The sequence below is a fragment of the Methylobacterium sp. J-092 genome (assembly GCF_022829325.1).
Classification (GTDB): domain Bacteria; phylum Pseudomonadota; class Alphaproteobacteria; order Rhizobiales; family Beijerinckiaceae; genus Methylobacterium.
The window spans coordinates 11,941-38,702 of sequence record NZ_JAKSXU010000049.1 but is presented as its reverse complement, the minus strand read 5'-3'; the positions used below and the strand labels follow the sequence as shown (position 1 = coordinate 38,702).

Annotated in this window: 26 protein-coding genes; 10 read left to right on the top strand and 16 right to left on the bottom strand. The window is 70.3% G+C overall.

The window, feature by feature from the left end; genetic code table 11:
* The first annotated feature begins 145 nt into the window (after positions 1–145).
* Positions 146–505, top strand: coding sequence for a RidA family protein (locus MKK60_RS03305; protein WP_243983931.1), 360 nt, complete (start codon positions 146–148; stop codon positions 503–505).
* Positions 502–1,608, top strand: a complete 1,107-nt coding sequence (locus tag MKK60_RS03300; RefSeq protein ID WP_243983930.1) for a polyamine ABC transporter substrate-binding protein — start codon at positions 502–504, stop codon at positions 1,606–1,608. Before MKK60_RS03305 ends, MKK60_RS03300 begins: the two co-directional genes overlap by 4 nt.
* A gap of 86 nt (positions 1,609–1,694) precedes the next feature.
* Here the strand turns inward: MKK60_RS03300 and MKK60_RS03295 are convergent, their stop codons facing one another.
* Both MKK60_RS03295 and MKK60_RS03290 read right to left on the bottom strand, forming a co-directional pair.
* A complete protein-coding gene (locus MKK60_RS03295; protein WP_147726929.1) occupies positions 1,695–2,102 on the bottom strand; it encodes a DUF3597 domain-containing protein in 408 nt (135 codons plus the stop codon).
* Positions 2,103–2,192: 90 nt separating this feature from the next.
* Positions 2,193–2,345 carry a hypothetical protein gene (locus tag MKK60_RS03290; protein WP_187275349.1) on the bottom strand — a complete coding sequence of 51 codons (153 nt, stop codon included), beginning with the start codon at positions 2,343–2,345 and terminating at the stop codon, positions 2,193–2,195.
* A 332-nt stretch (positions 2,346–2,677) separates the two neighbouring features.
* Between MKK60_RS03290 and MKK60_RS03285 the strand changes: the two genes are divergently transcribed.
* The 3 genes from MKK60_RS03285 to MKK60_RS03275 are packed head-to-tail and all read left to right on the top strand — an operon-like array spanning position 2,678 to position 5,254.
* A complete protein-coding gene (locus MKK60_RS03285; RefSeq protein WP_243983929.1) occupies positions 2,678–3,718 on the top strand; it encodes an ABC transporter substrate-binding protein in 1,041 nt (346 codons plus the stop codon).
* On the top strand, positions 3,715–4,467 hold the full coding sequence (locus MKK60_RS03280; RefSeq protein WP_243983938.1) for an ABC transporter permease: 753 nt from the start codon (positions 3,715–3,717) through the stop codon (positions 4,465–4,467). Before MKK60_RS03285 ends, MKK60_RS03280 begins: the two co-directional genes overlap by 4 nt.
* A gap of 28 nt (positions 4,468–4,495) precedes the next feature.
* On the top strand, positions 4,496–5,254 hold the full coding sequence (locus tag MKK60_RS03275) for an ABC transporter ATP-binding protein (RefSeq protein ID WP_243983937.1): 759 nt from the start codon (positions 4,496–4,498) through the stop codon (positions 5,252–5,254).
* A gap of 8 nt (positions 5,255–5,262) precedes the next feature.
* Here the strand turns inward: MKK60_RS03275 and MKK60_RS03270 are convergent, their stop codons facing one another.
* The 7 genes from MKK60_RS03270 to MKK60_RS03240 form a co-directional block, all read right to left on the bottom strand.
* Positions 5,263–5,517, bottom strand: a complete 255-nt coding sequence (locus MKK60_RS03270) for a hypothetical protein (protein ID WP_243983928.1) — start codon at positions 5,515–5,517, stop codon at positions 5,263–5,265.
* Positions 5,518–5,699: 182 nt separating this feature from the next.
* A complete protein-coding gene (locus MKK60_RS03265; protein WP_243983936.1) occupies positions 5,700–5,993 on the bottom strand; it encodes a hypothetical protein in 294 nt (97 codons plus the stop codon).
* A gap of 16 nt (positions 5,994–6,009) precedes the next feature.
* Positions 6,010–6,195 carry a hypothetical protein gene (locus tag MKK60_RS03260; protein WP_147726923.1) on the bottom strand — a complete coding sequence of 62 codons (186 nt, stop codon included), beginning with the start codon at positions 6,193–6,195 and terminating at the stop codon, positions 6,010–6,012.
* 474 nt (positions 6,196–6,669) lie between these two features.
* A complete protein-coding gene (locus tag MKK60_RS03255; RefSeq protein ID WP_243983927.1) occupies positions 6,670–6,960 on the bottom strand; it encodes a hypothetical protein in 291 nt (96 codons plus the stop codon).
* 209 nt (positions 6,961–7,169) lie between these two features.
* Complete coding sequence (locus tag MKK60_RS03250; protein ID WP_243983926.1) at positions 7,170–8,846, bottom strand: methyl-accepting chemotaxis protein; 1,677 nt, start codon at positions 8,844–8,846, stop codon at positions 7,170–7,172.
* 78 nt (positions 8,847–8,924) lie between these two features.
* Positions 8,925–9,131 carry a hypothetical protein gene (locus tag MKK60_RS03245; protein ID WP_243983925.1) on the bottom strand — a complete coding sequence of 69 codons (207 nt, stop codon included), beginning with the start codon at positions 9,129–9,131 and terminating at the stop codon, positions 8,925–8,927.
* A gap of 337 nt (positions 9,132–9,468) precedes the next feature.
* Entirely contained in the window at positions 9,469–9,726 is a 258-nt protein-coding gene (locus tag MKK60_RS03240; RefSeq protein ID WP_147726234.1) for a hypothetical protein, read from the bottom strand.
* 353 nt (positions 9,727–10,079) lie between these two features.
* Here MKK60_RS03240 and MKK60_RS03235 point away from each other — a divergent pair, with 353 nt between their 5' ends.
* Entirely contained in the window at positions 10,080–11,090 is a 1,011-nt protein-coding gene (locus MKK60_RS03235; protein ID WP_243983924.1) for an NAD-dependent epimerase, read from the top strand.
* Here the strand turns inward: MKK60_RS03235 and MKK60_RS03230 are convergent.
* Entirely contained in the window at positions 11,078–11,452 is a 375-nt protein-coding gene (locus MKK60_RS03230) for a YybH family protein (protein ID WP_147840998.1), read from the bottom strand. The genes MKK60_RS03235 and MKK60_RS03230 overlap by 13 nt on opposite strands.
* Positions 11,453–11,502: 50 nt before the next feature.
* Positions 11,503–11,946 (bottom strand): OsmC family protein, encoded by a 444-nt coding sequence (locus MKK60_RS03225; protein WP_243983923.1) that lies wholly within the window; start codon positions 11,944–11,946, stop codon positions 11,503–11,505.
* 377 nt (positions 11,947–12,323) lie between these two features.
* On the opposite strand from MKK60_RS03225, the gene MKK60_RS03220 reads away from it, so the two are divergent.
* The 3 genes from MKK60_RS03220 to MKK60_RS03210 all read left to right on the top strand — a co-directional run bounded on the left by MKK60_RS03220 (position 12,324) and on the right by MKK60_RS03210 (position 15,764).
* Complete coding sequence (locus MKK60_RS03220) at positions 12,324–12,743, top strand: PAS domain-containing protein (RefSeq protein ID WP_243983922.1); 420 nt, start codon at positions 12,324–12,326, stop codon at positions 12,741–12,743.
* 204 nt (positions 12,744–12,947) lie between these two features.
* Complete coding sequence (gene frc / locus MKK60_RS03215) at positions 12,948–14,198, top strand: formyl-CoA transferase (protein WP_147841001.1); 1,251 nt, start codon at positions 12,948–12,950, stop codon at positions 14,196–14,198.
* Between the two features lie 375 nt (positions 14,199–14,573).
* Positions 14,574–15,764 (top strand): HPP family protein, encoded by a 1,191-nt coding sequence (locus MKK60_RS03210; RefSeq protein WP_243983921.1) that lies wholly within the window; start codon positions 14,574–14,576, stop codon positions 15,762–15,764.
* Between the two features lie 12 nt (positions 15,765–15,776).
* Here the strand turns inward: MKK60_RS03210 and MKK60_RS03205 are convergent, their stop codons facing one another.
* The 3 genes from MKK60_RS03205 to oxlT all read right to left on the bottom strand — a co-directional run bounded on the left by MKK60_RS03205 (position 15,777) and on the right by oxlT (position 19,783).
* Positions 15,777–16,469 carry an alpha/beta hydrolase gene (locus MKK60_RS03205; protein WP_243983920.1) on the bottom strand — a complete coding sequence of 231 codons (693 nt, stop codon included), beginning with the start codon at positions 16,467–16,469 and terminating at the stop codon, positions 15,777–15,779.
* A 125-nt stretch (positions 16,470–16,594) separates the two neighbouring features.
* Positions 16,595–18,358, bottom strand: a complete 1,764-nt coding sequence (oxc, locus tag MKK60_RS03200) for an oxalyl-CoA decarboxylase (protein ID WP_147841004.1) — start codon at positions 18,356–18,358, stop codon at positions 16,595–16,597.
* 138 nt (positions 18,359–18,496) lie between these two features.
* Positions 18,497–19,783, bottom strand: a complete 1,287-nt coding sequence (gene oxlT / locus MKK60_RS03195) for an oxalate/formate MFS antiporter (RefSeq protein ID WP_147726225.1) — start codon at positions 19,781–19,783, stop codon at positions 18,497–18,499.
* A gap of 390 nt (positions 19,784–20,173) precedes the next feature.
* Between oxlT and MKK60_RS03190 the strand changes: the two genes are divergently transcribed.
* The gene (locus MKK60_RS03190) at positions 20,174–21,277 is read left to right on the top strand and encodes an OpgC family protein (RefSeq protein WP_243983919.1); all 1,104 of its coding nucleotides are present in this window, start codon (positions 20,174–20,176) and stop codon (positions 21,275–21,277) included.
* On the opposite strand, the gene MKK60_RS03185 is transcribed toward MKK60_RS03190, so the two are convergent.
* Entirely contained in the window at positions 21,261–23,684 is a 2,424-nt protein-coding gene (locus tag MKK60_RS03185) for an MASE4 domain-containing protein (protein ID WP_243983918.1), read from the bottom strand. The two genes, MKK60_RS03190 and MKK60_RS03185, sit on opposite strands and share 17 nt — an antisense overlap.
* Positions 23,685–23,810: 126 nt before the next feature.
* Positions 23,811–26,729, bottom strand: coding sequence for a bifunctional [glutamine synthetase] adenylyltransferase/[glutamine synthetase]-adenylyl-L-tyrosine phosphorylase (locus MKK60_RS03180; RefSeq protein WP_243983917.1), 2,919 nt, complete (start codon positions 26,727–26,729; stop codon positions 23,811–23,813).
* Positions 26,730–26,762: the final 33 nt, after the last annotated feature.

Genomic DNA, 26,762 nt, shown 5'->3' with positions numbered 1-26,762 from the left:
ACGGTGGCAGCGGGGGTTGCGACGGATTGGCCGTCGCCGGATCTTTTTCCGCACTGCAATGGGCCAAGGCCGCCGGCCCGGCGCCCCTTTACCTCGCCCGCGCCCGGCGGCAGAAGCGATCCGAAGATCAGCCGGGGGACAGGACATGACGATCGAACGCTTCGAGCCGGGCGCGCGGATGGCGCAAGGCGTGGCCTACGGCGACACGGTGTATCTCGCCGGCCAGGTCGCCTCCGACACGGTCGGCACCGGCGTCACCGCGCAGACGCAGGCCATCCTCGGCCAGATCGAGCGCCTGCTGGCGGCTGCCGGCAGCGACAAGGAGCGGATCCTGATGGCGACGATCTACCTGGCCGACATGGGCACCTTCGCCGAGATGAACGCCGCCTGGGACGCCTGGGTGTCGAAGGACAACCCGCCCGGCCGCGCCACGGTCGAGGCCAAGCTCGCCGGGCCGGAATACCTCGTCGAGATCGTCGTCGTCGCTGCGCGGTCGGGCGCATGAGGGCCGCCGCCCTCGCCCGCGCGATCCTCCTCGCCGGCCTCACGCTCGCGAGCGGGCCGGCGCTGGCGGCGGGGCCGGAGCGGGTCGTCAACATCTACAACTGGTCGGACTACATCGATCCGAAGGTGCTCGAGGCCTTCACCCGCGAGACCGGGATCAAGGTGGTCTACGACACCTACGACAACAACGAGATCCTCGAGACCAAGCTGCTCGCCGGCAAGTCCGGCTACGACGTGGTGGTGCCGTCGGGGCCGTTCCTGCAGCGGCTGATCCGGGCCGGCGCGTTCCTGCCCCTCGACAAGGTCAAGCTGACGAACCTCGGCAACGTCTGGCCGGAGATCGCCGGGCGCCTCGCGGCCTACGATCCGGGCAACGCCTACGCCGTCGACTACATGTGGGGCACCACCGGGCTCGGGCTCAACCTCGGGCTGGTGCGCGAGCGTCTCGGCGCCGGCGCCGCGCTCAACACCTGGAACCTCGTCCTCAACCCGGCCTCGGCGAACAAGCTCAAGGATTGCGGGATCATGATGCTCGACTCGCCCGAGGACCTGATCCCGAGCATGCTGCCGACCTTCGGCCTGAAGAGCGACTCCAAGCGTTGGGACGACATCACCCAGGTCGCCGACGCGCTCTTCAAGGTGCGCGGGACGGTGCGGAAGTTCCACTCGTCGGAATACATCCAGTCGCTCGCCAACGGCGATCTCTGCGTCGCGGTCGGCTATTCCGGCGACGTGCTGCAGGCGAAGAAGCGGGCCGACGAGGCGAAGAACGGCGTCGAGATCGCCTACCTCATCCCGAAGGAGGGCACGCTGATGTGGTTCGATGCCTTCGCGATCCCGAAGGACGCCCCCCATGCGGCGGAGGCGCTGAGCTTCATCGACTACATGCTGCGCCCCGAGGTTGCGGCGGCCAACACCAACTTCGTGTCCTATGCCAGCGGCAACCTGCCCGCGAAAAAGCTCGTGAAGCCGGACATCCTGGCCAATCCCGGCATCTATCCCGACGACGCGACGATGCAGCGGCTCTCGGTCAACACCGCCTGGGACGACCGCACCCAGCGCTTCGTCACCCGGGCCTGGACGCGGGTGCGCACCGGCAAGTGAGCTGTCAAGTGAGCCGTCGCGGCGGGGAGCGCGCACGAAAAAGCCCGGCGCGATGGCCGGGCTTCGATCGTCGCGGGCGACCGTGATCAGTCCTTGAGGTCGGCCGGTACCTTGCCGCCGTTCTCCTCGAGCTTCTTGATCACCTGCTTGTGCAGCCAGACGTTCATCGTGGCCGAATCGTCCTTGTCGCCGGTGTAGTGCAGCTCGTCGGCGAGCTGCTTGCGGGCGGTCAGGCTCGAATCGAGATCGAGGAGCTTCATCAGGTCCACGATCGAGGTGCGCCAGTTCAGCGTCTGGGAATTCTTCTGGGCCATGCCGTTGAGCACCGCCTCCACGTCCACGGGCTCGCCCGAGGCGGACGGCGTCGCGTCGGCCGTGGTGGTCGAGGCCGGGCTGCTGGCGCCGCCGGCATCCGCGGTCGAGGGGGCCGCCGCGGAGGAGGCGCCTCCGAACGGATGCAGGATCTTGCTGACGATGCTGCCGAGTAGGCTCATGAGATCATTCCCTCGATCGATGCCGCGGAAAAGCGCCGCAGTCGCGTGACAACGGGAGCCGGACCGGCCTGTTCCGACCGCGCCGCAACGTCAGCGGAAGAGCGGCAGGGCGGCTCCGAGCAGGGCGAGGCCGGCGAGCAGGCAGAGCCCGCTCCATCGTTCCAGCATCGGCGCCCGATCCGGGTCGCGCGTCGACATGCGGGCAAGGCCAACGCCGCAGGTCAGGCAAGCGAAGCTGAGCATCGCGACGATCATCCCCAAGGCAGACTTCTCTGGTGGAAAGGATGGATGCCTTATACAGAAATGAATGGCAATAAAATTCGACTCTGTGGATATCTCTCAGACACGCTTTCTATGAGTACAGAACCGTTTTCCAGCATCTGAAAGTTGCATTGGAATACCTAGGCGATTTTGCGCGGCTTCATCCTTCGTAACCATGTGGTCGCAATCGAAGTGCTTGCCACGCGCGAGCGAGGGCGGATGGCGTTTTCGGCGCGCCGATTTGCACTTTCGCCGGCCTGTGGCATGGGAGCGGCCGAAGCCGCTCCGCTCCCGAGCCCGGAAATCCCGAGCCCATGCGTCAGTTCCCCAATCGCCGGACGATCCTCGCTGCAGGCCTGCTCGCGTTCGGGGCGGATGCCCTCGGGACGGGCTCCGCGACGGCGCAGACCGCGCCGGTGCCCGTCCGCATCGGCGTGATCCCGGTGATCGGCGCGGCGCCGATCTTCGTCGCCAACGGAGAGGGCTGGCTCGAGGCCGCCGGGCTCAAGCCGGGATTCACCACCTTCGAGTCCGGGCCGAACATGATCCAGGCGCTGGCCTCCGGCACCATCGACGTCTACGTCGCGGGCATCGCGCCGCTGGCGGTGGCGCGCACCAAGAACATCGACGTGCGCGTGGTCGCCGCGACCGCGGTCGAGGAGATGGTGTTCGTCGCCGGCCCCAAGCTCGCGCCCTACTTCGCGGCGACCGCCGACAAGGCGGAGGCCTTCCGCCGCTACCGGGAGAAGGAGGGCCGCGCCGCCCGCCTCGCGACCCAGCCGCCGGGCTCGGTGCCGAACACCACGCTGCAGCACTGGCTCTGGCAGGTGGCCAAGACCGACAAGACGAACGCCGAGGTCGTCGCCATGGGCATCGACGCGACGCAGCAGGCTCTGCTCGCCGGCGCCGTCGACGGCGCCTCGATCCGCGAGCCGGCGCTGACGATCGTCCAGCAGCGCAACCCGGCGATCGCCCTGATCGCCACCGGCGCCGAGATGTTCCCCGACCAGCCCGGCACCGTGGTCGCCGTCTCGGGCGCCTTCGCCGACAGGAACCCGGCCGCGGTGCAGGGCCTCGTCGACGCGCTGGTGAAGGCGACCGACCTGCTCAAGACCGATCCGGCCCGCGCCGCGCCGCCGGTCGAGAAGGCGCTCGGCAAGGGCATCACCGATCTCGCCACGATCCGGAAGGCGTTGTCCTCGCCGGCGGCGAAGTTCACCGCCGACCCGCGGGTGATCGTCGAGGCGACGCGGAAGATGCAGGCCTATCAGGTGAGCATCGGCACCCTCGACAAGGACGTGCCGATCGACGGCCTGTTCGTGCCGGGCTTCTACGAGAAGGCGATCGCGCGCTGACCGTCCTCCGCGCGATCCTGCTGTCAACCCTCGGGCTCGCCGCCTTCCTCCTGGTCTGGGAGGCGGCGCCCCGGCTCGGGCTGATCAACCCGGCCTTCCTGCCGCCGCCGAGCACGATCCCGGCCGCGTTCCTGCGCGAGATCGAGCTCGGGGTGTGGTTCGAGGCGGTGGCGTCGAGCCTGAGCCACTACCTCGTCGGCCTCGCCGTCGGCGCGGGCGCCGGGATCGCGCTCGGCCTCGTCGGCGGCATGTCGCGGACCTTCGAGGCCGCGACCGCCTGGGTTGTGCGCCTGCTGCGGCCGATCCCGGGCCTCGCCTGGGTGCCGTTCGCCATCATCTGGTTCGGCGTCGAGCCGTCGGCGGCCGTGTTCATCATCGCCATCGGCGTGTTCTGGATCGTCTTCTTCGCGACGCAGGGCGCCGTGCGCGGCGTCGACCGCGACCTGATTGAGGTGGCACAGGCCTTCGGCTTCCGCTCGGCCCCCGCACGTCTGACCAAGATCCTGCTGCCGGCGGCGACGCCGGGCATCCTCGTCGGCCTGCGCACGGCGCTCGGCCAAGCCTGGATGGCGGTGGTCGCGGCGGAGATCTTCGGCGTGCCGGGCGTCGGGCAGCGCATGATGCAGGCCTCGAGCCTGCTCTCCACCGACATCGTAATCGTCTACATGCTCACCATGGCCGGGCTCTACGGATTGTTCGATTCGGCGTTCGTCGCCCTGCAGGGCTGGCTCCTGCGCTGGCGGGCCTGAGCGCATGGCGACCCAGGCCGACACCGCCATGCGCGACCCGATCATCGCCTTCCGGGCCTTGAGCCTCGCCTACGCGCGCGGGGGCACGCGCAACGTCATCCTGTCGGACCTCGACCTCACCGTCGCGCGCGGCGAGTTCCTGGTGATCGTCGGCGAATCCGGCGTCGGCAAGTCGACGCTCTTGCGGGTGCTGATCGGCCTCGCCGCGCCGAGCTCGGGCACGGTCGAGCTGGCGACGCGGCCCGGCTGCCGCACGCCGATGGCCCTGGTGTTCCAGGATGCGCGCCTGCTGCCGTGGCGGCGGGTCGTCGACAACGTCGCCTTCGGCCTGGAGAACAGCAGCCTGTCGCGTTCCCAGCGTCGGGCCAAGGCCGCCGAGATGCTGGCCCTCGTCGGGCTCGACGATCTCGCCCAGCGCTGGCCGCACCAGCTCTCGGGCGGGCAGCGCCAGCGCGTCGCCATCGCCCGTGCGCTCGCGGTCGACCCGGACGTGCTGCTCATGGACGAGCCGTTCTCGGCCCTCGACAGCTTCACCCGCGAGGGTCTCCAGGACGAGGTGCAGCGCATCCAGGCCGCCACCGGCAAGACGGTGCTGTTCGTGACCCACGACATCGACGAGGCGGTGACGCTGGCCGACCGGGTGGTGGTGCTGGCCGGCAAGCCCGGCCGCGTGTCGGCGGAGGTGCGGATCGACCTGCCCCGTCCGCGCAGGCGGCGCGATGGCGCATTGCTCGAAGCGGCACGGCGCCTGCGGAGCGAGCTCTCCCGCGATTCGGCCGAACTCTGACGCCGCGATCAGTTGCCGCAATACGCCCGCAGCATGCCGACGATGCGGTTCCGGATCTCGGGATCGCGCACCCGCAGGAACGCCGTCATCAGCAGCTCGCACTCGGCTGCCGAGGGCGTCGCGGCGCTGGAGGCTTGCACCTCATAACGGAAGAAATCCTGGACCGGGATCGCGAGCACGGCGGCGATCTTGCCCAGGACCTGCAGGCCGTTCGACGGATGCGGGCCGTCCTGCAGGCGGCGCGTGGTTCCCAGGTTGGTCATCGGTTTCGCCCGCCCAGATTTCCGGCTTCTGTTCGCATAGTCACACGCGAGCGCGAACGGACCCATCGGTCGAAACCGTATTCACGGAATTCGTTGTGCACGCAACGACAAGTTTCGATGCTGCGTAGAAAATACGAAATGGCGTGAATGCCGGCGCGGCCTCGCGCCGAAGCTGCCTTGGGTCAGCCGAACAATGCGGAGACCGCCAAACCGGCCAACGCGATCACACCGAGCAGGCGGCGCCAGGGGTTCACGCCGCGCAGGATCTCGTCCGCCGCCCACCAGGCGAGCGCCGCGCCGGACGCGATCCGAAGCCACATCCCGACGTCATTCTGCCCGCTGTCAGCCTTCGGCGCGAGCAGCCATCGCGCGGCAGACAATCCGAGGAACAACCAGAGCGGCAGGTTGGGCCATTGTCCAATCACGATCGCGCCGGTGTTCCGGTCGCGGAACGTCCAGTCGACGGCGCGGCGCAGGGCCGACATCCGGGGGTCAGACCTTGTCGCTGCCCTCGGCCTGCCGGATGGGCGCGCAGATCTGCGGGCTCACCTTGTCGAGGTGGACGCAGGCGTTGTCGCGATACCAAGTGCGCAGGCCGGGCTGGGTCGGCGCGATGTACATCGCGACGAGGACGAAGCCGGCGGCGAGCACGATGAGGGTGAGGAGGAGGTTGCGCATCACGGGGCTCCGATCGGGACGGGCTGCCGCCAAGCGACCGGACGTCCATGAAAAAGGCCCGCCTGCCGGGAAAGGCGCGGGCCGAGCGGTCGTCGCGGCACCCTCAACGAGGAGGCAGGTTCCGCGCACCCAACGAGCGAGATGCGGCTCGGGTTCCGGCGAGCCGCCGCGGCGGGAACATGGTTGACGGCGGCGTGACGAATGTCCGAGGCCTTAACGAAGCGTGAAGCACGTCTCCGGGAAGTCCGGGACGGCCGGTTAAGAAAGCCTGAAACGATTCGCTCGAAATCGCCCGACGGCGGAGGGTGAGGAGGCCGGGCTGGTCCCGGTCTTCAGCGTTCAAGCACGTGCGGGCGGCGGCCATGACCGAGACGATCGACGACCTCAAGTTCCTGATGACGCTCGCCTTCGTGGTCTTCGGCGGCTTCGGTCTCGACGCCCTGCTGCGCTGAGGCGAGCGCGGAGCGCGCGGCGTCAACGCACCGAGGCGCCGAACGCGCTTCGAAGGGCGAGCAGCGCGTTGGAGGGATCGATCGGCTCGGGCGGCCGCATCGTCGCGCCGAGCCGGATGGCAGGCGCCGGGCGGGCGGTGGCAGCTGGTCGAGGCTTCGGCAGCCGCACGTCCGGGACCTGCCCGGACCGCAGGAAGCGGGCGAGCTCGGCGGCCTTGGCACGTTGCTCTCGGTGAAGGCGGAAAAGCGCCACGACGATCCCGATGGCTCCGGCGCCTTCCAGACAGGCGGCGATCACGTAACCGGGGGCCATGGTCGTTGCTCCTTCGAACTCGGCCGGGGCGCATGGGCGAGCCCGCCGCCGTTCAGGGCCCGGTTCTCGAAGGTTATGGTTACCGGGGTGTTAACTGCCCCGGCCGCGGGTCCCAGCTCGGGGTTTCGTGATCGCGACCGCGCGCTCCGCCGGGTTCGGGCCCGGCGGACGCGGATCGCCCTGCGTCCGATCCGATCGATCGCCGTCGATCAGGCCGCGCGGATGGCCGACAGGAACGCCTCGACCTCGCGCTGCACGTTCACCGATTGCGTGGCCAGCTCGTTGGCCGCCATCGTCACCTGCTGGGCGGCGGTCCCGGTCTCCCCGGCCGAGGCCAGCACCTGCGCCACGTTCCGCGAGACGTCCTGCGTCCCGTGCGCCGCCTCGACGGCGTTGCGGGAGATCTCGTCGGTCGCGGCCGTCTGCTCGACGACGGTGGACGCGATGGTGCCGGTGATCGCGTTGACCGACACGATGGTCTGCCCGACCTGCCGGATGGTCGCGGCCGCCTGGCTGCTGGCGTTCTGGATCGCCAGGATCTGGCCGCCGATCTCGTCCGTCGCTCGCGCGGTCTGGCCGGCCAGCGCTTTGACCTCGGCGGCGACCACCGCGAAGCCGCGGCCCGCCTCCCCGGCCCGCGCCGCCTCGATCGTGGCGTTCAAGGCCAGCAGGTTGGTCTGCCCGGCGATCGCGGTGATGGTGGCCACGGCCTCGCCGATCCGCTCCGCCGCCTCCGACAGCGTCGCCATCGCGGCGTCGGTGGCGCGCGCCTCGCGGGATGCGGTGGCGGCGACCGCGTTCGATTCCTGCACCTGGCGCTCGATTTCCCGAAGCGAGGCGACCATCTCCTCGGCGGCGGCGGCGACCGTCTGGACGTTCGCCGAGGTCTCCTCCGCCGCCGCACTGGATGCCAGGGCCTGGTTGCTGGTGGCGTCGGCCACCTGGGTCATCGAGCGGGCGGTCGCGTCGAGCTCGGTCGCGGCCGAGGTGACGATACCGATCGCGCCCGCGATCGTCCGGTCGAAATCGACCACGAGCTGGTCGACCCGGTCGGCCCGGCGCTGCCGGGCGGATTGCTCCGCGACCTTTTGGGCTTCCAGGGCGAGGCGCTCGATCCCGTTCTGGCGGAAGACGTCGGCCGCCCGGGCCATCTCGCCAATCTCGTCGCGGCGCGCGATCCCCGGAATGTCCACGGCGGTCGCGCCGCGGGCGAGCCGGCTCATCGTGTCGGTGAGCCCGTAGATCGGGCGGGTGACCTGCCGCCCGATGAGGAAGGCGGCGCTGCCGACCAGCAGCGCGATGCCGCCGAGGCCGAGCGACAGCTTGATCACGAGGGCCTTGAGGTGGGCCAGCGTGTCGTCGGCGTAGACGCCCGAGCCGATGATCCAGCCCCACGGCTCGAAGCGCTTCACGAACGAGATCTTGTCGACGGGCTGCTCGGCCCCGGGTTTCGGCCACATGTAGGACACGAAGCCGGCCCCCCGTCTCCGTGCCACGTCGGCCATCTCGACGAACAGGGCCTTGCCCACCGGATCCTTCAGCGCGGCGAGATCCGTGCCGTCGAGGGCCGGCTTGATCGGATGCATCACCATCCGCACCTGATCGTCGATGATGTAGAAGTATTCGTTCGCGCCGTATCGCAGGTTCCGTACGCCCTCGAGCGCCGACCGCCTGGCGGCCGCTTCGGTCATCCGGCCGGACCGCGCCTCCCCCTCGAAATGCTCCAGTACGCCGGCGGCGACCTCGACCAGCTGCTGCGTCTTGACCGCCCGGCTGTTCGTCACCTCGTCGCGGAGTTCGATGACCGAGAGGGCGATGAGGCTGATCAGCCCCAGCACGCAGATCACCGTGATCGCGTGGATCTTCGTACCGATCGACAAGCTCATGATTCACCGCGGCACGAAGACGAATCCCTATTCGTAGGAGTAATGTCCGCATCCGGTTAAGGGACGGTGAATTCGAACCTAGGATGCGCGAAGCCGCGGCGTCGCGAAAGCGAAGCCCGGTTCCGTGCATGCGCGTTCGAAAGCCGGCCGGCGATCGGGGATGGGGACCGATCGCGCCTCTGCCCGACACCACGCGTCGGTTGGATTCGACGCCGGATCGGGCGACACCGGCGTCGTCAGATGCAGGGCCTGCAGGGCGACGCCTTTCTCCATCGCGGCGTCCATCGCGACGTCGCGGAGAATACCCGCCGCATCGTGACCGACGCCGAGACCGCGGCATGGGCGCCCCCTGACAAGCCGTTCACGACGCTGATCGTCACCTTCGCGGCCGTGGGTGGCTGCCTCAGCGCGGCCGTTGCCGGGCACCGAAGCGCGGCCGACCGGGAGGCGCACCAGGCGATGGGGTTACACAAGGGCTGGGGGCATCTGCGCCGACCAGCGCCCGGCGCTCGCCGCCCCGTGACTTTTTCGGCCGACGTCCGGTCGATGCCGGCCGGAAAGCGATCCCGGAAACGAAAAAGGCCGCCCGAGAGGGCGGCCTTTCGCGCAAACGTCGAACCGATCACATGCGGTGGCGACGGTGATGCATCATGCGGTGGCGGCGCTGGTGGCGCATCATCGGACGCGCCATCGGACGCATGCCGGGGCGCATCGACGAGCCCATCTCCGGCGTGCCGCCCGGCGCACCCATCGCGCGCTCCATGCCGCCGCGCGGGCCGCCGGCCTGGGAGCCGGACGAGTTGTAGGGGGAGTTCCCCTGGGCGAAGGCGGTCGCGGACATGAGCGTCAGCGACGCGGCGATCAGGAACAGTTTCTTCATTGGGGAAGTCCTTGGGTCGTCTGCGGAGGCGGAGCCTCCGCCTCGAACGGCGCCGCTGCCCGATTCGGCGTCGGCGTACGCTGGTGAACCGTCGCCGTCGCGTCGGGGTTCCTCCGCCGGGAAGCGATTCCGCGGGCGCGACGATCCGATCGGCTCGCTCTACTCACGGTTGGTGATCAAACTCGGTATTCCACCCCCGTGCGGACGCGCTCCGCGCAGGCCGCCGCCGGCGCGGCTCCCCGCGTCGGACGCGACATCGATCCCGTTCCGCGATGGCATCCACCAAGCGCTGGAAATGGTCTAGGGAGGCGCAGCTTCGGACCGCGGATGCGGCCGCACGAAGGGGGACGCTCATGGATCCGGTACTGATCACCGGGGCGGCCGGGTTCATCGGGTACCACGTCGCCGAGCGCTACCTCGCGGCCGGCCGGCCGGTGATCGGCATCGACAACCTCAACGCCTATTACGACGTCGGCCTGAAGCAGGCGCGGCTCGCACGGCTCGAGGCCCATCCGAACTTCCGCTTCCTGAAGCTCGACATCGCCGAGGCCGATGCCGTCGATGCGCTGTTTGCCGAGCACCGCTTCCGGCTCGTGGTCCACCTCGCGGCGCAGGCGGGCGTGCGCTACTCGCTCGAGAACCCGCGCGCCTACGCGCGCAGCAACGTCGACGGATTCCTGAACATCCTCGAAGGTTGCCGCCATCACGGCTGCGCGCACCTCGTCTACGCCTCGTCGAGCTCGGTCTACGGCGCGCTCTCCAAGATGCCGTTCTCGATCCACGACAACGTCGACCACCCGGTCAGCCTGTACGCGGCGACCAAGAAGGCGAACGAGCTGTTCGCCCATTCCTACAGCCACCTCTACGGTCTGCCGACCACGGGCCTGCGCTTCTTCACGGTCTACGGCCCCTGGTACCGGCCCGACATGGCGTTGTTCCTGTTCACCCGGGCGATCCTCGCAGGCGAGCCGATCTCGGTGTTCAACAACGGGCTGATGCAGCGCGACTTCACCTACGTCGAAGACGTGGTCGATGGGGTGGTGCGGATCGGCGAGCGCATCGCCGCGCCGAACCCGGGCTGGGACGGTGCACGCCCCGACCCGGGCACGAGCGCCGCGCCCTACCGGCTCTACAATATCGGCAACAACCAGCCGGTGCAGCTGCTCCACCTGATCGACGTGCTGGAAGGCTGCCTCGGCGTGAAGGCGGTCCGGCGGATGCTGCCGATGCAGGCCGGCGACGTGCCGGCGACCTTCGCCGACGTGGACGACCTCTCCGCCGCCGTCGGCTTCGCGCCGTCGACCCCGATCGAGGCCGGCGTCGAGCGGTTCGTGCGCTGGTATCGCGCGTATTACCGGGCCTGACCTTCGGACGGCTTGATCTTCAGCTGGTCGATCACCCAGCGCCACGTCCCGTCCGACTGCTCGCGCGCGGTCTCCGCGGAGATCGTGCCGTTGGGCAGCCGCGCGAACGTCATCGCGATCGGCCCGTTGCGCAGCGGCGGCAGCACGTCCGCGGCCGGGAAGTCCGAGCGGCGGGACAGCAGGTCGGCGTAGAAGGCGCGGATCTCCGCGTGCCCAGTGGCGACGACGCGGCCCGCGGCGAGCACCGCATCGGGCTCGTAGAGCGCGACGAGCCCCTCGACGTCGCCGGCATTGGCGCGCTGGTTGAACAGGCGGGCCAACGCCTCCGGCGCCTCGGCGCCCGCCCTGTGCATGTCCGACATCGCATCTCCTCTCGTGGTGGGCGCCGCGCTCCCGCTCCGCGGGGCCGCCGTCAGGTCAACGCCGTGCCGGTGCCGTCGTGCACCGAGACGGCGATGGGAATGCCGAGCTTCACGCTCTCCGACACCGTGCAGAACCGCTGGAACTGGTCGAGCACCCGGTCGATCCGCGGCATGTCGGCGGCTGCGGCGCCGAGCGCGATCCGCACGTCGATGCCGACGATCCGAAGGCGGTCGGCCTCGTTGCGCGCGATCCGGCAGGTGGCTTCCGCGGACACGCCCTTGCCGTCCTGGCGGAACTTCCCCAGCGCGAAGACCAGGCTGGCGCACAGGCAGTTCGCCACGCCGGCGATCAGCAGCTGTTCCGGATGGGGGCCGGTCCCGCCGCCGATCGGCTCCGCCTCGTCCACGCGCAAGGCCGGCAATGCTTTGCCGAAATCCACCGTGAAGACGTAATCGCCGATCTGGCTGATCGTGATGCTCGGCGCCGGCGTCATCGCATTGCTCCCTGTGCTGCCGAATGTTGCGATCGGCACCGGCGTTCCGTGGTTCGAGCCCGGTCGGCTGACAGATCCGCGATTTGAAACCGAAGCGAGGCGGCGCGGGCATCGCGTGCCTTGACGCGATTTCTGCTCTGGCATACCAAATACCAAATAAGGAATCGAGCCTTCGACGGATCGTCTCGGCGATTGCGAGCGTGGCCCGGCTCCGCCGCAGGGAGAGCTTCCATGCCCGGCCGAATTCCCGACCGCTGACCTCGATCCCGATCAGGGTCCGCGTCGTCGCGTGCTCCGCGGCCCGCGCGACCGACGACGACCCTCGCGGATCGACGATCGGCGGTGGACGACGGGTCCAGGATTGATGAGCGTCCTTCATGTCTGAGGCGATCGACTTCGAACAACTGGTCTCGAACGCCGGCGACGCGATCGTGGTCTCGGATCCCGAGGGGGCGATCGTGGTGTGGAACGCCGCCGCCGAGCGCATCTTCGGGTTCACGCCGGAGGAGGCGCTCGGGCGATCGCTCGACCTGATCACCCCCGAACGCCACCGGCACCGGCACTGGGAGGGCTACCGCAAGACCATGCGCACCGGCGTCACCCGCTACGGCGCCGAGGTGCTGCGGGTGCCGGCCCTGCACAAGGACGGCCGCGCCCTGTCGATCGCCTTCACGGTCAGCATGCTGTTCGACGCTGACGAGAACGTCACCGGCATCACCGCCGTGATCCGCGACGAGACGGAACGCTGGAACGCGGAGCGCGCGATGCGGCGCCGCCTCGCCGAGCTGGAAGCCTGACGACGGCGTTCGGCGGTCCGCCGCCGGGAACAGCCGACGTCCTCGAGATCAAGGCCGGATTTCGCAAGCAAGACGGCATCCGGCCGAAAGCAACGTGACCGCGGATCGAGGCTCCGCAGAAGAGCCCGGTCTCCGCTCGCCGAACGCGGCACCGATCGAGGGTCGGCGTCGCCACCCATCCACGCAAGAGAGGAAAAGCCGACGATGAGCAAGCCACTCGAGGGGATCAAGATCATCGACTTCACCCACGTCCAGGCCGGGCCGGCCTGCACGCAGCTGCTGGCCTGGTTCGGCGCCGACGTGATCAAGGTCGAGCGCCCCGGCTCCGGCGACGTCACCCGCAACCAGCTGCGGCACGTCGAGGGCGCGGATGCGCTCTACTTCACGATGCTGAACTCCAACAAGCGCTCGCTGACCCTCGACACCAAGACGCCCGAGGGCAAGCAGGTGCTGGAGAAGCTGATCGCCGAATCCGACGTGCTCGTCGAGAATTTCGGCCCCGGCGCCCTCGACCGGATGGGCTTCTCCTGGCCGCGGATCAACGAGCTCAACCCGGGCATGATCGTCGCCTCGGTGAAGGGCTTCTCCGACGGCCACCACTACGAGGACCTCAAGGTCTACGAGAACGTCGCCCAGTGCGCCGGCGGCGCCGCCTCGACCACCGGGTTCTGGGACGGGCCGCCGACGGTCAGCGCGGCGGCGCTCGGCGATTCCAACACCGGCATGCACCTCGCCATCGGCATCCTCACCGCGCTCCACCAGAAGAACAAGACCGGCAAGGGCCAGAAGGTCGCCGTGTCGATGCAGGATTCGGTGCTGAACCTCTGCCGCGTGAAGCTGCGCGACCAGCAGCGGCTCGATGCGCTCGGCTATCTCGAGGAGTACCCGCAATACCCGCACGGCACGTTCACGGACGTGGTGCCGCGCGGCGGCAATGCCGGCGGCGGCGGCCAGCCCGGATGGGTGCTCAAGTGCAAGGGCTGGGAGACCGACCCGAACGCCTACATCTACTTCACGATCCAGGGCCATGCCTGGGCCCCGATCTGCCGGGCGATCGGCAAGGAGGAGTGGATCGACGATCCGGCCTACAAGACCGCATCCGCCCGCCAGGACAAGATCATGGACATCTTCGGCACGATCGAGGAGTGGCTCGCCGACAAGACCAAGTTCGAGGCGGTCGACATCCTCCGCAAGTTCGACATCCCCTGCGCCCCGGTGATGTCGATGAAGGAGATCTCGGTCGATCCGTCCTTGCGCGCCAGCGGCACGGTCGTCGAGGTGCCCCACCCCCATCTCGGCTCGTACCTGACGGTCGGAAGCCCGATCAAGTTCTCGGACATGACGGTCGAGATCAAGTCCTCGCCGCTGCTCGGCGAGCACACCGACGAGGTGCTGGTCGACCTCGGCTACACCCAGCAGCAGATCGAGGAGCTGCATCAGGCCCGCGCGGTCTGAGCGGTCCGACGCTCTGCGAAGCCGCTTCCGGTCCCACAGGACGCGGGGGCGGCTTCCGCTACCATCCGTTGGTGCCTATGAGGGCCAGGTGGGTACCTCGCTCGCCAAAGCGACATTCCGGGGTCGCGTGTCGTGCGGGCGTCTCTCTCCCCTCTGCGGGGGAGGATGGCGCGCGCAGCGGGTCGGGAGAGGGGAGCGCCGTATCCGGAGAGGGCGCTCCCCTCTCCCGACCTTCGCTCACGCGAGGCCCACCCTCCCCCGCACCCAAGTCGGGCCTGCCCGACTCGGGCACACAAGGTGCGGATCTCGGGCAAGCCCGAGATCCGTCGGGGGGAGGGAAGAGTCGGATCTCCCATAAAACGAAGGCTCGGATCCATGCAGGCCCTGTGGCGCCGGTTCGTTCCGGCCGCGACGCCGCTCAGCGTCCGCGAGCGCATCCGGTCGGCCCTCGGCGCGATGCTCGGCATCCTCGTCACCGGGGTGCTCGGCGCTTGGGCGCTGGGACCGACCACCGCCCTGCCCTTCCTGATCGCACCGATGGGCGCCTCGGCGGTGCTCCTGTTCGCCGTGCCGGCGAGCCCTCTGGCGCAGCCCTGGTCGATCGTGGGCGGCAACCTCGTCGCGGCCCTGGTCGGCGTCAGCGTCGCGGCCTTCGTGCCCGATCCGGTCGCCGCGGCGGCGCTGGCCATCGCCGGCACTGTCGGCCTGATGATGGCGCTGCGCTGCGTCCACCCGCCGAGCGGCGCGGTCGCGCTCACCGCGGTCCTCGGCGGCCCGGCGATCCACGACCTCGGCTACGGCTTCGTGCTCTGGCCGGTCGGCGCGAACTCGCTGCTGCTGCTGGCCTCGGCGCTGCTGTTCAACAACCTGACGGGCCGGCCCTATCCGCATCACGCGGTCGCCGCCTCGCCCGGCCGGATCGGCGCCGAGCCCGCCACCGCACCGCTCGGCTTCACCTCCGCCGACCTCGACGCGGCGCTCGAGGACTTCGACCAGCTTCTCGACGTCGGCCGGAGCGACCTCGAGGCGATCCTGCGTCAGGCGCAGATCCGCTCCTACCGCCGGCGCTCCGGGCAGACCGACTGCGCCGCGATCATGACCCGCGACGTCGTCGCCATCGCGCCCGGCGCCCCGCTGATGGACGCCCTCGCCCTGCTCCGACGCCACCACATCAAGGTCCTGCCCGTCACCGACGAGAGCGCCCGCGTGGTCGGCATCGTCACGCAGACCGACCTCCTCGACAAGGCGGCCTGGGACCGGCGCGGCCCGCGACTCGGGCTCGGGCGCCGCCTGCGCCTGACCGCATCGCGCGGGCGTGCCCCCCACGGATGCGTCGAGGACATCATGACCAGCCCGGTCGTCACCCTGCGGCCGGAAAGCCCGATCGGCGAGGTGGTTCTGCAGATGTCGGGCCTCGGCCTGCATCACCTGCCGGTGGTCGGGCCGGACGACCGCCTCGTCGGGATCGTCTCGCAGGGCGACCTCGTGGCGGCGCTGCTCACCGACGCGGAACGGCCGAGGGCCGACGCGCCGGCGCCTCGCGAACTCGCCGTCGCGCCGGCCTGATCCGCCGCGACGTCAGGGCGGGCTCGGCTCGCCGAGGAAGAACGCCACCGCCTGCGCGACCACGGCCGGATCGTAGGCGTGGGGGCCGTCGTACTCGACGTAGGTGACGTCGTAGCCGGCCCGCTCCAGCTGGGCGGCGTGGCTGCGGCCGCCATGGGCGACCGCGATCTGGGCGTCCCGGGTGCCGTGCGAGACGAAGATCCGCGGCGCGCCGGCCTGGACCTGCACGCTGAGGAAGCCGGCGGACGAGGCGATGATGTGGGTGACGACGTCGCCGTTGGTCAGGCCCGATGAGAGGGCGTAGCTGCCGCCGTCCGAATGCCCCGCGAAGGCCAGCCGCGCCGGATCGAGCAGGAACCGCGAACCGACCTCGGCGAGCGCGGCTTCGAGGCGCTCGCGGTCGGGCCCGTGGCCGGCGATGACCAGGTCCCAGGTCGGGAACAGCGATTGCGGCGCCAGCAGCAGGAAGCGGCGCGTCTCCGCATGCGCCTCCAGCATCGGCAGGATCTTCTCGGCGCTGCCCCCGCCGCCGTGAAACAGCACCACGAGCGGCGTCGGCCTGCGCGGGTCGATGCCACGCGGCACCTGCAGGATCGCGTCCCGCTCCGCAAACAGCCCGAGCGCGTGCCGCCCCGGCGCCAGCGGCGGCCGCGTCGGCAGCCGGTGCGCGAAGGCGATCCGGCCGATGAGGCGAGGGTCGATCATCGTGTTCTCGCCGAAGAACCCGGAAGGCCGTTGACGCCGAGCCCGTCATTCCGGGGCTGCGAAGCCGAGCCCGGAATGACGGGCTCGGCGTCGATCGACGGGTTACGAGCCCCGATCTGTTCGCCTTACTTCCGCTTCACGGTGCTCTGCGGGTTGAGGCTGCCGATGTTGCCGCTCTCCGTGCCGGCGGCGGGGTCGATGACCGCGTTGATCAGGGTCGGCCGCCCCGAATCCATCGCCGTGTTGACCGCCTCGCGCAGCGCGTCCGGCGTCGTGACGTGGACCCCGACGCCGCCGAAGGCCTCCATCATCTTGTCGTAGCGCGCGTCCTTCACGAACACGGTCGGCGCCACGTCGGCGGCGCCCGAGGGGTTCACGTCGGTGCCGCGGTAGATGCCGTTGTTGTTGAACACCACGATGCAGACCGGCAGCTCGTAACGGCAGATCGTCTCAACCTCCATGCCCGAGAAGCCGAAGGCCGAGTCGCCCTCGACCGCGAGCACCGGCTTGCCGGTCTCGACAGCCGCCGCCACGGCGAAGCCCATGCCGATGCCCATGATGCCCCAGGTGCCGACGTCGAGGCGCTTGCGCGGCTGGTACATGTCGATGACGCCGCGGGCGAGGTCGAGGGTGTTGGCGCCCTCGTTGACGAGGATCGCATCCGGCCGCTCCCTGATGATGGTGCGCAGCACGCCGAGCGCGCCGTGGAAGTCCATCGGCGTGGAGTTCTTCAGGAGGCGCTGGCCCATCTTGGCGATGTTGGCGTCCTTCTTCGCCTTGATCGTGTCGGTCCAGGCGGCGGGCGGCGCCGGCCAGCCGCCCTTCATCCCGTCGAGCAGCGCCGCGACGCAGGAGCCGATGTCGCCGACCACCGGCGCCACGATCTCGACGTTCGAGTCCATCTCGCGCGGCTCGATGTCGATCTGGATGAACTTCTTCGAGCCCGGCGCGCCCCAGGTCTTGCCCTTGCCGTGCGAGAGCAGCCAGTTCAGGCGGGCGCCGATCAGGAGCACCACGTCGGCCTCCTTCAGCACCGTCGAGCGCGCCGCGCCGGCCGACTGGGGATGGGTGTCGGGCAGGAGGCCCTTGGCCATGCTCATCGGCACGTAGGGAATGCCGCTGCTCTCGACGAGCTCGCGGATCGCCGCGTCGGCCTGCGCGTAGGCGGCGCCCTTGCCCAGAATGATCAGGGGGCGCTCGGCGCCTTTCAGCACCGCGAGCGCGCGCGCGATCGCCTCCGGCGCCGGGATCTGGGCGGGAGCCGGGTCGATCACCTGCACCAGCGACTTCGCGCCGGCTTCCGCGTCCATCACCTGCGCGAACAGCTTGGCCGGCAGGTCGAGGTAGACGCCGCCGGGCCTGCCCGAGCAGGCGGCGCGGATCGCGCGCGCGACGCCGATGCCGATGTCGGCGGCGTGCAGCACGCGGAAGGCGGCCTTGCACAGGGGCTTGGCGATGGCGAGCTGGTCCATCTCCTCGTAGTCGCCCTGCTGCAGGTCGACGATCTCGCGCTCGGAGGAGCCCGAGATCAGGATCATCGGGAAGCAATTTGTGGTGGCGTTGGCGAGCGCCGTCAGGCCGTTGAGGAAGCCCGGCGCCGAGACCGTGAGGCAGATGCCCGGCTTCTTCGTCAGGAAGCCGGCGATCGCGGCCGCGTTGCCGGCATGCTGCTCGTGCCGGAACGAGATGACCCGGATGCCCTCGGCCTGGGCGAGGCGCCCGAGATCGGTGATCGGGATGCCGGGCACCCCGTAGATCGTGGTGATGCCGTTGAGCTTGAGCGCGTCGATGACGAGGTGGAAGCCGTCGGTCAGCGCCGGCTGCGTGTCGGCCTCGGCCATGTTGACGTCGGCGGTGTGCATATCGATGACTTGGGCGCGTGCGGACATCTCGGCCTCCCGAATGGATGAATGTTGGGCCGCTCCGGGGCCTCGGCCCCGGATGGCTGGTCGCAGGATCCGCGCCGCGCGCGGGTCGATCGAGCGATCGTCGAAGGGGGCGGGCCCTGAAGCGACGGACCCGCCGCCTCAGGCGATCCGGACGGGCTCGGCCTTCGGCACCGGCAGCGTGGCGTCGAGGGCGAGGTAGCGGCTCCGCATCGGCTTCAGGACGAAGATCGCCAGCGCCGCCGCGGCGAGGTTGAGGGCTACGATCATGCCGAACACCGCATACCAGCCGTACGCCGCGGCGATCAGGCTGCCGAACGGCACCAGGAACGAGGCGGTGCCCTTCGCGGTGTAGAGCAGCCCGGCATTGCTGGTGGCGAACTTCGAGCCGAACGTGTCGCCGCAGGTGGCGGGGAACAGCGAGTAGATCTCGCCGAACACGCCGAAGTAGAGGGCGGTCGCCAGCACGAACACCGCCGGGGTGGTGCCGTAGCTCAGGAGCAGCAGCACCGCGACCGCGGCGGTCGAGAAGGCGATGAACATCGTGTTCTCGCGCCCGATCTGGTCGGAGACCCAGCCGAAGAACGGCCGGCCGAACCCGTCGAAGATCCGGTCGAGCGAGATCGCCAGGGTGAGCGTCGCCATGGTCAGGCCGAGCATGCTCACCGGCACGTCGGCGACGTGGAAGTCGTGGGCGATCGGGGCGATCTGCGCCGCCGCCATCAGGCCGCCGGCCGCGACCATCACGAACATCGCGTACATCACCCAGAACACCGGGGTGCGCACGGTCTCGCTCGGGGTGCGGTCGACCTGGCTCTGCGGCAGGTTGTGGCGCCGGCGCTGGATCGGCCCGGCATGCCTCGGCTTGCGCAGGAAGATCGAGAGGAACACCACCACCGCGCCCTGGATCAGGCCGAAGGTGAGGAACGCGCTCTGGTAGCCGCTCGAGGCGATCATCTTCGCGATCGGCACGACGGTGATCGCGGCGCCCGCGCCGAACCCGGCGGCGGTGGCGCCGGCGGCCAAGCCCCGGCGATCCGGGAACCACTTCAGTGCGTTGCCGACGCAGGTGCCGTAGACCGATCCGGCGCCGATGCCGCCGACCACCGCGCCGAGATACAGCACCGGCAGCGATCCCGCGTAGGCGTTGATCACCCAGGCCAGGGCGATCATCACGCCGCCGAAGGCGACGACGACCTTGGGGCCGTAATTGTCGACGAACCAGGCCTCGACCGGCACGAGCCAGGTCTCGGTGGCGACGAAGACGGTGAAGGCGAGCTGGATCGAGGCCCGGCCCCAATGGTGGTCCGCGTCGATCGGGTCGACGAACAGCGTCCAGCCGTATTGAAGGTTGGCGATCATCGCCATGCAGAGCACGCCGAAGGCGAGCTGCCACCATTTCGCCGCAGGGGCGTCCTGACGTTCCATCCCGGTCTCCTCCGCCTGCGACTCTCTGTTCGCGTGTCTGCATCATGCATCGATTCAGCAGGTATGCAATATACCAGACCTGAAGAGGCCTGCGAAACGTATTATCCTGCCGCTTTCTGTCATTCGGCCCCGACGCCGCTCCGTGCAAGGCGGTTGAAACGCCAGGCGCGATTGCGCCTTGGCGATGTAGGGGCCGCATACGGTCGGCTCACGCGGAGACCGCTTTGCGGCCGTCTCCCGCGGACGCTCCGGCCGGCCGTCGTTCGATCGTGATCGGATCGCGCCTGCGCCGCCGCGATGCGCGCTGGCTCGACCGGCCCGCCGCGTGCGAGAGCATGCGGCGACGCCTTCCGAGATGCCGATGCCCTGCGCTCTCCTCCGACTGCCCGCGTGACCGATCCCGCACCTGCGTCGCGCAAGCGCGACCCGCGCGTCGACGTCCTGCGCGGCCTCGCCCTGCTGATCATCTTCATCGACCACATCCCGAACAACGCGCCGGCGCTGATCACGCCGCACAATCTCGGCTTCTCGGATGCTGCGGAGCTGTTCGTTCTGTTCGCGGGCTACTCGGCGACGGTGGCCTATGGCGGCCTGTTCCGGCGGGCGGGCGTGCCGGAGACCCTGAAGCGGATCGCGATGCGGTGCCTGCGCATCTACGTGTTCCAGGCCGGCCTGCTGCTCGCCACCCTGCTGATCGTGCGCGCCTGGATGGACGCGACCGGCCTCGTCCCCCGCTTCGGGGTCGCGCCGCTGCTGCAGATGGGGTTGTGGTCCGGCCTGTGGCGCGGGCTCCTGCTTAACGCCCTGCCGAACTACCTCGACATCCTGCCGCTCTACATCGTGCTGCTGGCGGCGTTTCCGCTCTACTATGCCGGCATCCGCCGCAGCGTGTGGGCGGTGCTGAGCCTGTCGGGCCTGGTCTGGGTGCTGGCCAACCTCGACCCGGCCCTCAACCTGCCGAACGCGGCGGCCGACGACGGCTGGTACTTCAACCCGTTCGCCTGGCAGTTCCTGTTCGCGATCGGGATGGCGCTCGCCGTGATGGTCGCGGCCGGCGACGGACTGCTGGCGCGCCGCGCCTGGCTCACGGCAGCGTGCTGGGCCTATCTCGCCGTCTCGCTGTTCCAGGCCGTCCCCTGGGACGTCTTCGGCCTGCCCGATATGAGGCCGTTCGAAATGGCGGTGCCGGACAAGGCCCGGGTCTCGCCGTTGCGGCTCCTGCACATCCTCGCGCTGATCTACCTCCTGTTCGGCTCTCCCGTGCTCCACCGCCTCGCGACGAGCCCGCGCCTGCGGCCGCTCGAATGGTGCGGGCGCCATTCGCTCGAAGTGTTCGCGCTGGGCTGCCTCGCGGCGCTGATCGGGCGGATCAGCTACCGCACCTTCGGGCCGAGCTGGCCGCTGCAGGTGAGCGTCAACCTCGGCGGCCTCGCGGCGATGATCGCGCTGGCGTGGTTCCTCGACCGCCGGGCGCGCCTCAGCGCCGCCCCATGACCACCCGCAGCTTGTCGGCCAGATCCTCGCGGCCGTAGGGCTTGTTGAGCAGGGGCAGGTCGGCCGGCAGGCCGTCCTCGCCGAACGCGGACGCCGTGTAGCCGGAGGCGAGCAACACGCGCAGGTCCGGCCGGAGGCGACGCGCTGCGACGGAGAGCTGTACCCCGTTCATGCCGCCCGGCATCACCACGTCGGAGAACAGGATGTCGACCCGCTCCGGCCCCTGCAGGCGGGCGAGCGCTTCGGCGGCACGGGTCGCGGTCAGGGTGCGGTAGCCGAGCTCGCTCAGGCTCTCGACCGCCATGTCGAGCACCGCCGGCTCGTCCTCGACCACGAGAATCACCTCGCCGTCGGTCGCTCGGCGCAGCGGCATCGGGCCCTCGGGACGGGCCGCTGCGGGCTGCTCCTTCGAATGCGGCAGGTAGATCGACACGGTCGTGCCCGTGCCGACCTCGCTTTGCAGCACGACCTGCCCGCCGCCCTGGCGCGCGAACCCGTAGACCTGGCTCAGCCCGAGGCCGGTGCCCTTGCCGACTTCCTTCGTGGTGAAGAACGGCTCGAAGGCGCGCGAAGCGGTGCCGGCCTCCATGCCCAGGCCGGTGTCGCTGACCGCGACGTGGACGTAGTGCCCGGGCGCGAGTTCCGGCGGCGCGGCACCCGGTTCGCCCGTCACGGTCAGGTTCTCGGTCCGGATCAGAAGGCGGCCGCCGGACGGCATCGCATCGCGGGCGTTGACCGCGAGGTTGAGGATCGCGCTCTCGAACTGACCGGGGTCAAGCCGCACCGGATCGAGCGCGGGGTCGAGGTCGAATTCGACGGCGATGGTCTCGCCGACGGCGCGCTGCAGCAGGGTGTGGAAATCCTTCAGCAGACGGTTCGGGTTGACCGTCTCGGGCCGCAGCACCTGCCGGCGCGAGAAGGACAGCAGCTTCTCGGTCACCTCGGCACCGCGCCGCGCCGCGGTCATCGCCGAGCCAGCGAGGCGCTCCACCCGCTGCGCGTCGCCCGGGCGCCGGACGATCATGTCGAGGTTGCCGATGACGATGGTCAGCAGGTTGTTGAAGTCGTGCGCGATGCCGCCGGTGAGCTGGCCGATCGCCTCCATCTTCTGAGCCTGATACAGGCGTTCGTCCGCGTCCTGGCGGGCGGTGACGTCGACGACGATTCCGGCGAGGCCGGTCGCCCGGCCGGCCTCGTCCCGCGCCGCCCGGCCCTTGAGCTCGATCCAGCGCGTCGCGCCGTCGCCGGCGCGCAGGATGCGGCATTGCAGGTCGAGCGATCCGGTGGCGGCGACGGCGGCGAAGGCCGCCTCCGCGACGTCGCGATCCTCGCGGACGACGTGGGCGAGGGTCGTCGCGACGTCCCAGCGCGGCTGCAGGGCGTCGTATCCGAAGATCGCATCATGGCGCAGGCTCCGGCGGGAGGCGCCGGCGGCGAGGTCGAACTCCCAGTCGCCCATGTCGGCGGCGTCCAACGCGATGGCGAGGTGGTCGCGTGCGGCCTGGAGGTCGGCGCGCTGGCGCTCGCGCGCCTCGGCGATGCGCTCGGCATGGCCGTAGAGCAGATCGACCTTGCGCAGGTAGGCACACAGGACGACGACGCCCGATATCAGCGCCTCGATCCGCCCGGCGAACCAACCGACGGTGCCGCGCGCCGCGCCCGTCTGCGTCACGAGGTTGTCGAGGAGCAGCAGGAACAGCGAGACCGCGAGCCAGAGCTGGAGCAGGCTGCGCAGGCGCGTCGTCCAGCAGAGGATCGCCAGCGAGGCCAGGGTGAGCGCGACGACCGCCGGCCCGATGCCGGAGGTGGTCAGCGCCCAGTAGTCGTCGCCGACGACCGTCGTCGGCAGCCGATCGACATGGACGACCACGAGGTAGCTCAGGCCGGCTACCGCCGCCGCGACGCCGATCGCCGTGGCGATCCCGGCACGCGCGGATCGGTCGAGTGCGATCAGCCTCGTACGGCCGTCGCCCTCCATGATCGCGTAGGGGAGCGCGAACAGCGGCGGCCCGAGATGCCACAGGGTCCAGAGCCACGTCGTCGTCGCCGGGCTCGAGCCGAGGATGCGGTCGGCACCGAACACGTTCGGAAAGCTGAGAAGCTGAACCGCGACGATCAGCGTCACGTAGAGGCTGCCTGCCGAGAGCACCAGCAGCGGCACCGAGCGGGTGCGGCCGTACTGCGCGAAGAACAGCACGGTGGTCACCGCGTAGACGACGACGAGCGCGGACTGATAGCTCGCCACGAAGCCCGGCATCGGGGCCGTCGGGCGGCCTGCGACCGGGAGCAGCGCGAAGGACAGCGCGGTGAAGGCCGCGCAGGCGAGGCCGGCGAACCGGCGCTGCCCCGCCCCGGGTGCCGCTGTGGCGAGGGTCCTCAGGTCGGTGGGGCGCGGTGCGTCGTTCACGATGGTCTCCGACCGCGCGACACCAGTGGTGATGCCGAGCGGTCAAGGTTGTGGCAGATTTCCACAACCTACGATACCCGCCTTGAAGCTCGGCAAAGTCGTTCGGCGTCGAACGATGGGGCGACGTCAGTGCTTCGGGCGTCGAAGAGCGAGAAGGATCTTACGCGTCGCGCGCCGCTCGGCCTGAATCTGCGCGACCATGGTCTCGGCACTTGGGACGCCCATCGCCGTGGCCATGCGGGCCAGCGCGCCGCGCGACGGCGCCGACCCGTCCGCGCCGACCAGCCGCTGCCAATGATGCACCGTGTCGAACAGCCGATAGGCGTCGGCGAGCCGGGTTGCAGTGTCGATGGGGAGGATCCCGCGGGCGCCGGCCCGCTCCAGCACCGCGTCGGCGGTGGCGCCGACCAGATCGGGATCGGCCTGCGCGTGGCCGAGCACGAGGGCCTGGGCCAGGAACTCGAGATCGAGCAGGGCGCCCGGCGCCAGCTTCAGGTCGAGCGGCCCGCGATGGCCCTTCTCGCGGGCGACCAGCCCGCGCATGTCGCGCACCGCCGCGCACACCGCGGTCGCGTCGCGCGGCCGCGCCACGGTCTCGCGGATGCGCGCCGCGATCTCGCCGCCGAGGCCGGCATCGCCCGCGATCACGCGCGCCCGGGTCAGCACCATGTGCTCCCAGACCTCGGCTTCGTCCTGGTGATAGGCGACGAAGCCCCGCACCTGCACCGCGGTCGGGCTGTGCTCGCCGCCCGGCCGAAGGCGCAGGTCGACGGCGTAGAGGCCGCCGCGCCGGGTCTGGACGGTCAGCGCCGCGTAGAGCCGCTGGGCGAGGCGGTTGTAGGCCACCACCGCGTCGATCGCCTTCGGGCCCGTGGTGGTGCGGTCCTCGGGGTCGAAATCGTAGACGACGATGAGGTCGAGGTCGGATTCCGCCGTGAGCTGGCGCGAGCCGAGGCGGCCGACGGCGAGGATCGCGCAGCGCCCCTGCGGCACCGTGCCGTATTCCGCCGCGAACCCGCGCTCGACCGCCGCGAGGCTGGTGGCGACCGCGGCTTCGGCGATCCCGGAATAGGCCTCGCCGGCCTGGGCCGCCGACAGGATGCCCGAGAGCAGCCGCGCTCCGGTGACGAAGCGCAGCTGCCGGGCCGCGTCACGGCTGCGGTCGAGGAAGGTCTCGTGGTCCCCCGGGCTGCCGACCAGCGCCTGGTACTGCGCGGCGATCGCCCCCGCATCGGTGGTCGGCAGGACGAAGTCGGGATCGAGCACTGCGTCGAGCACGTGCGGGCCGCTCCCGACGGTCGCCGCGAGGCGCGGCGCGGTGCCGAGGATGTCGGCGAACAGCAGGCGCAGGCGTTCGTGCGCGAGCAGGATCGTCAGCAGCTCGGCCGCGTCCGGCATCCGGCCGAAGGCGTGGTCGAGGGTGTTCAGCGCCGCGTCCGGCTCCGCCGTGCCGCCGAGCGCCTGGAGCAGGCTCGGCAGCAGCTCGGTCAGGACGGCGCGGGCGCGCGCGGTGCGCACCGCAGGGCGCCGGCCGAAATGCCAGCCGCGCACGGTCTCGATCGTGCGCGCCGGCTCGGCGAAGCCGAGCGCCGAAAGCGTGGCCAGCGTCGCGGGATCGTCCTCGCTGCCGCTGAAGACGAGGTCGCCGACCTCGGCCGAGAGGCTCGGCGCGGTCTCGAACAGCAGCACGTAATGGGCCTGGACACGGCCGGCATGGTGCAGGAGCGCCGCCTCGAACGCCGCACGCGTGGCGAAGCCGCAGAAGCGTGCGAAGGCGGTGAGATCGTCCGGCTCGAGCGGCAGGCGCTGCGTCTGCTCGTCGCGACGCATCTGCAGGCGATGCTCGATCGTGCGCAGGAACGCGTAGGCAGCGTGCAATTCGTCCCGTGCGGCTTCGGTGATCCAGCCGGCGTCGGTGAGGCGGCCCAGCATCGGCACCGTCCGGCTGCCGCGCAGCTCCGGGCGCCGTCCGCCGAAGACCAGCTGCTGCGTCTGGACGAAGAACTCGATCTCGCGAATGCCGCCGCGGCCGAGCTTGATGTCGTGGCCGCCGACCGCGAGGGCCTCGTGCCCGCGCACCACGTGGATCTGGCGCTTCATCGCGTGGATGTCGGCGATGGCGGCGAAGTCGAAGTATTTGCGCCAGATGAACGGCCTCAGCTCGGCCAGGAAGCGCGCGCCGGCCTCGCGATCGCCGGCGATCGGCCGAGCCTTGATGAAGGCGGCCCGTTCCCAGTTCTGGCCGAGCGACTGATAGTAGTCGAAGGCGAAATCGGTGGAGAGCGCCACCGCGGTCGAGCCGGGATCGGGCCGCAGCCGGTAATCGACCCGGTGGACGTAGCCCTCGGCGGTGCGCTCCTCTAACAGCTTGGCGATGCCCTGCGCGACCTTGGCGAAGAAGGGCTTCACCTCGACGCCGTCGGCGAGCGGCGCGCGGGCGGCGTCGAAGAACACGATCAGGTCGATGTCGCTGGAATAGTTGAGTTCGCCCCCGCCGAGCTTGCCCAGGCCGAGGACGACGAGCCCCGAACCGGCCTGCGGGTCGCCCGGGTCGGGCGGATGCAGCTTCCCCGCCCCGGCCGCCTGGAGCAGGAGCGCGTCGGCCGCGGCGCCGACGGACGCGTCGGCGAAGTCCGACAGGGCCTTCGTCACCGTCGGGAGGTCCCAGAGCCCGCCGAGATCGGCCAGCGCGACGAGCAGCGCATGCTCCGCCCGGTTCCACCGGAGCGCTCGCCCGATCGCGACGAGGTCCGGCTTCGTGCCGCCCGCGCGCCCGGCGGCGCGCTGGCGCGCCGTGATCGCCGCGTCGGACGCTTCCGGGGCCTTCTCGACCAGGGCGGCGAAGCGCTCCGGCGCCTGTGCGATCAGCCGCCACAGGAACGGGGAATGGTCGGCGATCCCGAGGAGCAGCGCCCGCAGGGGCGGCGTGAGGAACCCCGCCGGGAATGCGCCTTCGACGTCGCCGAGCCGGGCGGCGGCGGTGTCCGGATCGTGGAGCGCCGGGGCCGCCCCGAGGCGGTCGCGCAACGGGTCGAGGGCTGGCATGGGGTTCGACCCGTCCGTGGCCGGGATGGGGGA

Bases quoted from the DNA above. Each gene is read 5' to 3' on its own strand.
- MKK60_RS03255 (WP_243983927.1), bottom strand. From the start codon at position 6,960: ATGGCCCCCGGTTACGTGATCGCCGCCTGTCTGGAAGGCGCCGGAGCC.
- MKK60_RS03250 (WP_243983926.1), bottom strand. From the start codon at position 8,846: ATGAGCTTGTCGATCGGTACGAAGATCCACGCGATCACGGTGATCTGC.
- MKK60_RS03245 (WP_243983925.1), bottom strand. From the start codon at position 9,131: ATGGACGCCGCGATGGAGAAAGGCGTCGCCCTGCAGGCCCTGCATCTG.
- MKK60_RS03240 (WP_147726234.1), bottom strand. From the start codon at position 9,726: ATGAAGAAACTGTTCCTGATCGCCGCGTCGCTGACGCTCATGTCCGCG.
- MKK60_RS03285 (WP_243983929.1), top strand. From the start codon at position 2,678: ATGCGTCAGTTCCCCAATCGCCGGACGATCCTCGCTGCAGGCCTGCTC.
- oxlT (WP_147726225.1), bottom strand. From the start codon at position 19,783: ATGGAACGTCAGGACGCCCCTGCGGCGAAATGGTGGCAGCTCGCCTTC.
- MKK60_RS03230 (WP_147840998.1), bottom strand. From the start codon at position 11,452: ATGTCGGACATGCACAGGGCGGGCGCCGAGGCGCCGGAGGCGTTGGCC.
- MKK60_RS03235 (WP_243983924.1), top strand. From the start codon at position 10,080: ATGGATCCGGTACTGATCACCGGGGCGGCCGGGTTCATCGGGTACCAC.
- MKK60_RS03220 (WP_243983922.1), top strand. From the start codon at position 12,324: ATGTCTGAGGCGATCGACTTCGAACAACTGGTCTCGAACGCCGGCGAC.
- MKK60_RS03225 (WP_243983923.1), bottom strand. From the start codon at position 11,946: ATGACGCCGGCGCCGAGCATCACGATCAGCCAGATCGGCGATTACGTC.
- MKK60_RS03210 (WP_243983921.1), top strand. From the start codon at position 14,574: ATGCAGGCCCTGTGGCGCCGGTTCGTTCCGGCCGCGACGCCGCTCAGC.
- MKK60_RS03300 (WP_243983930.1), top strand. From the start codon at position 502: ATGAGGGCCGCCGCCCTCGCCCGCGCGATCCTCCTCGCCGGCCTCACG.
- MKK60_RS03260 (WP_147726923.1), bottom strand. From the start codon at position 6,195: ATGCGCAACCTCCTCCTCACCCTCATCGTGCTCGCCGCCGGCTTCGTC.
- MKK60_RS03295 (WP_147726929.1), bottom strand. From the start codon at position 2,102: ATGAGCCTACTCGGCAGCATCGTCAGCAAGATCCTGCATCCGTTCGGA.
- MKK60_RS03290 (WP_187275349.1), bottom strand. From the start codon at position 2,345: ATGCTCAGCTTCGCTTGCCTGACCTGCGGCGTTGGCCTTGCCCGCATG.
- MKK60_RS03270 (WP_243983928.1), bottom strand. From the start codon at position 5,517: ATGACCAACCTGGGAACCACGCGCCGCCTGCAGGACGGCCCGCATCCG.
- frc (WP_147841001.1), top strand. From the start codon at position 12,948: ATGAGCAAGCCACTCGAGGGGATCAAGATCATCGACTTCACCCACGTC.
- MKK60_RS03205 (WP_243983920.1), bottom strand. From the start codon at position 16,469: ATGATCGACCCTCGCCTCATCGGCCGGATCGCCTTCGCGCACCGGCTG.
- MKK60_RS03180 (WP_243983917.1), bottom strand. From the start codon at position 26,729: ATGCCAGCCCTCGACCCGTTGCGCGACCGCCTCGGGGCGGCCCCGGCG.
- MKK60_RS03305 (WP_243983931.1), top strand. From the start codon at position 146: ATGACGATCGAACGCTTCGAGCCGGGCGCGCGGATGGCGCAAGGCGTG.
- MKK60_RS03275 (WP_243983937.1), top strand. From the start codon at position 4,496: ATGCGCGACCCGATCATCGCCTTCCGGGCCTTGAGCCTCGCCTACGCG.
- oxc (WP_147841004.1), bottom strand. From the start codon at position 18,358: ATGTCCGCACGCGCCCAAGTCATCGATATGCACACCGCCGACGTCAAC.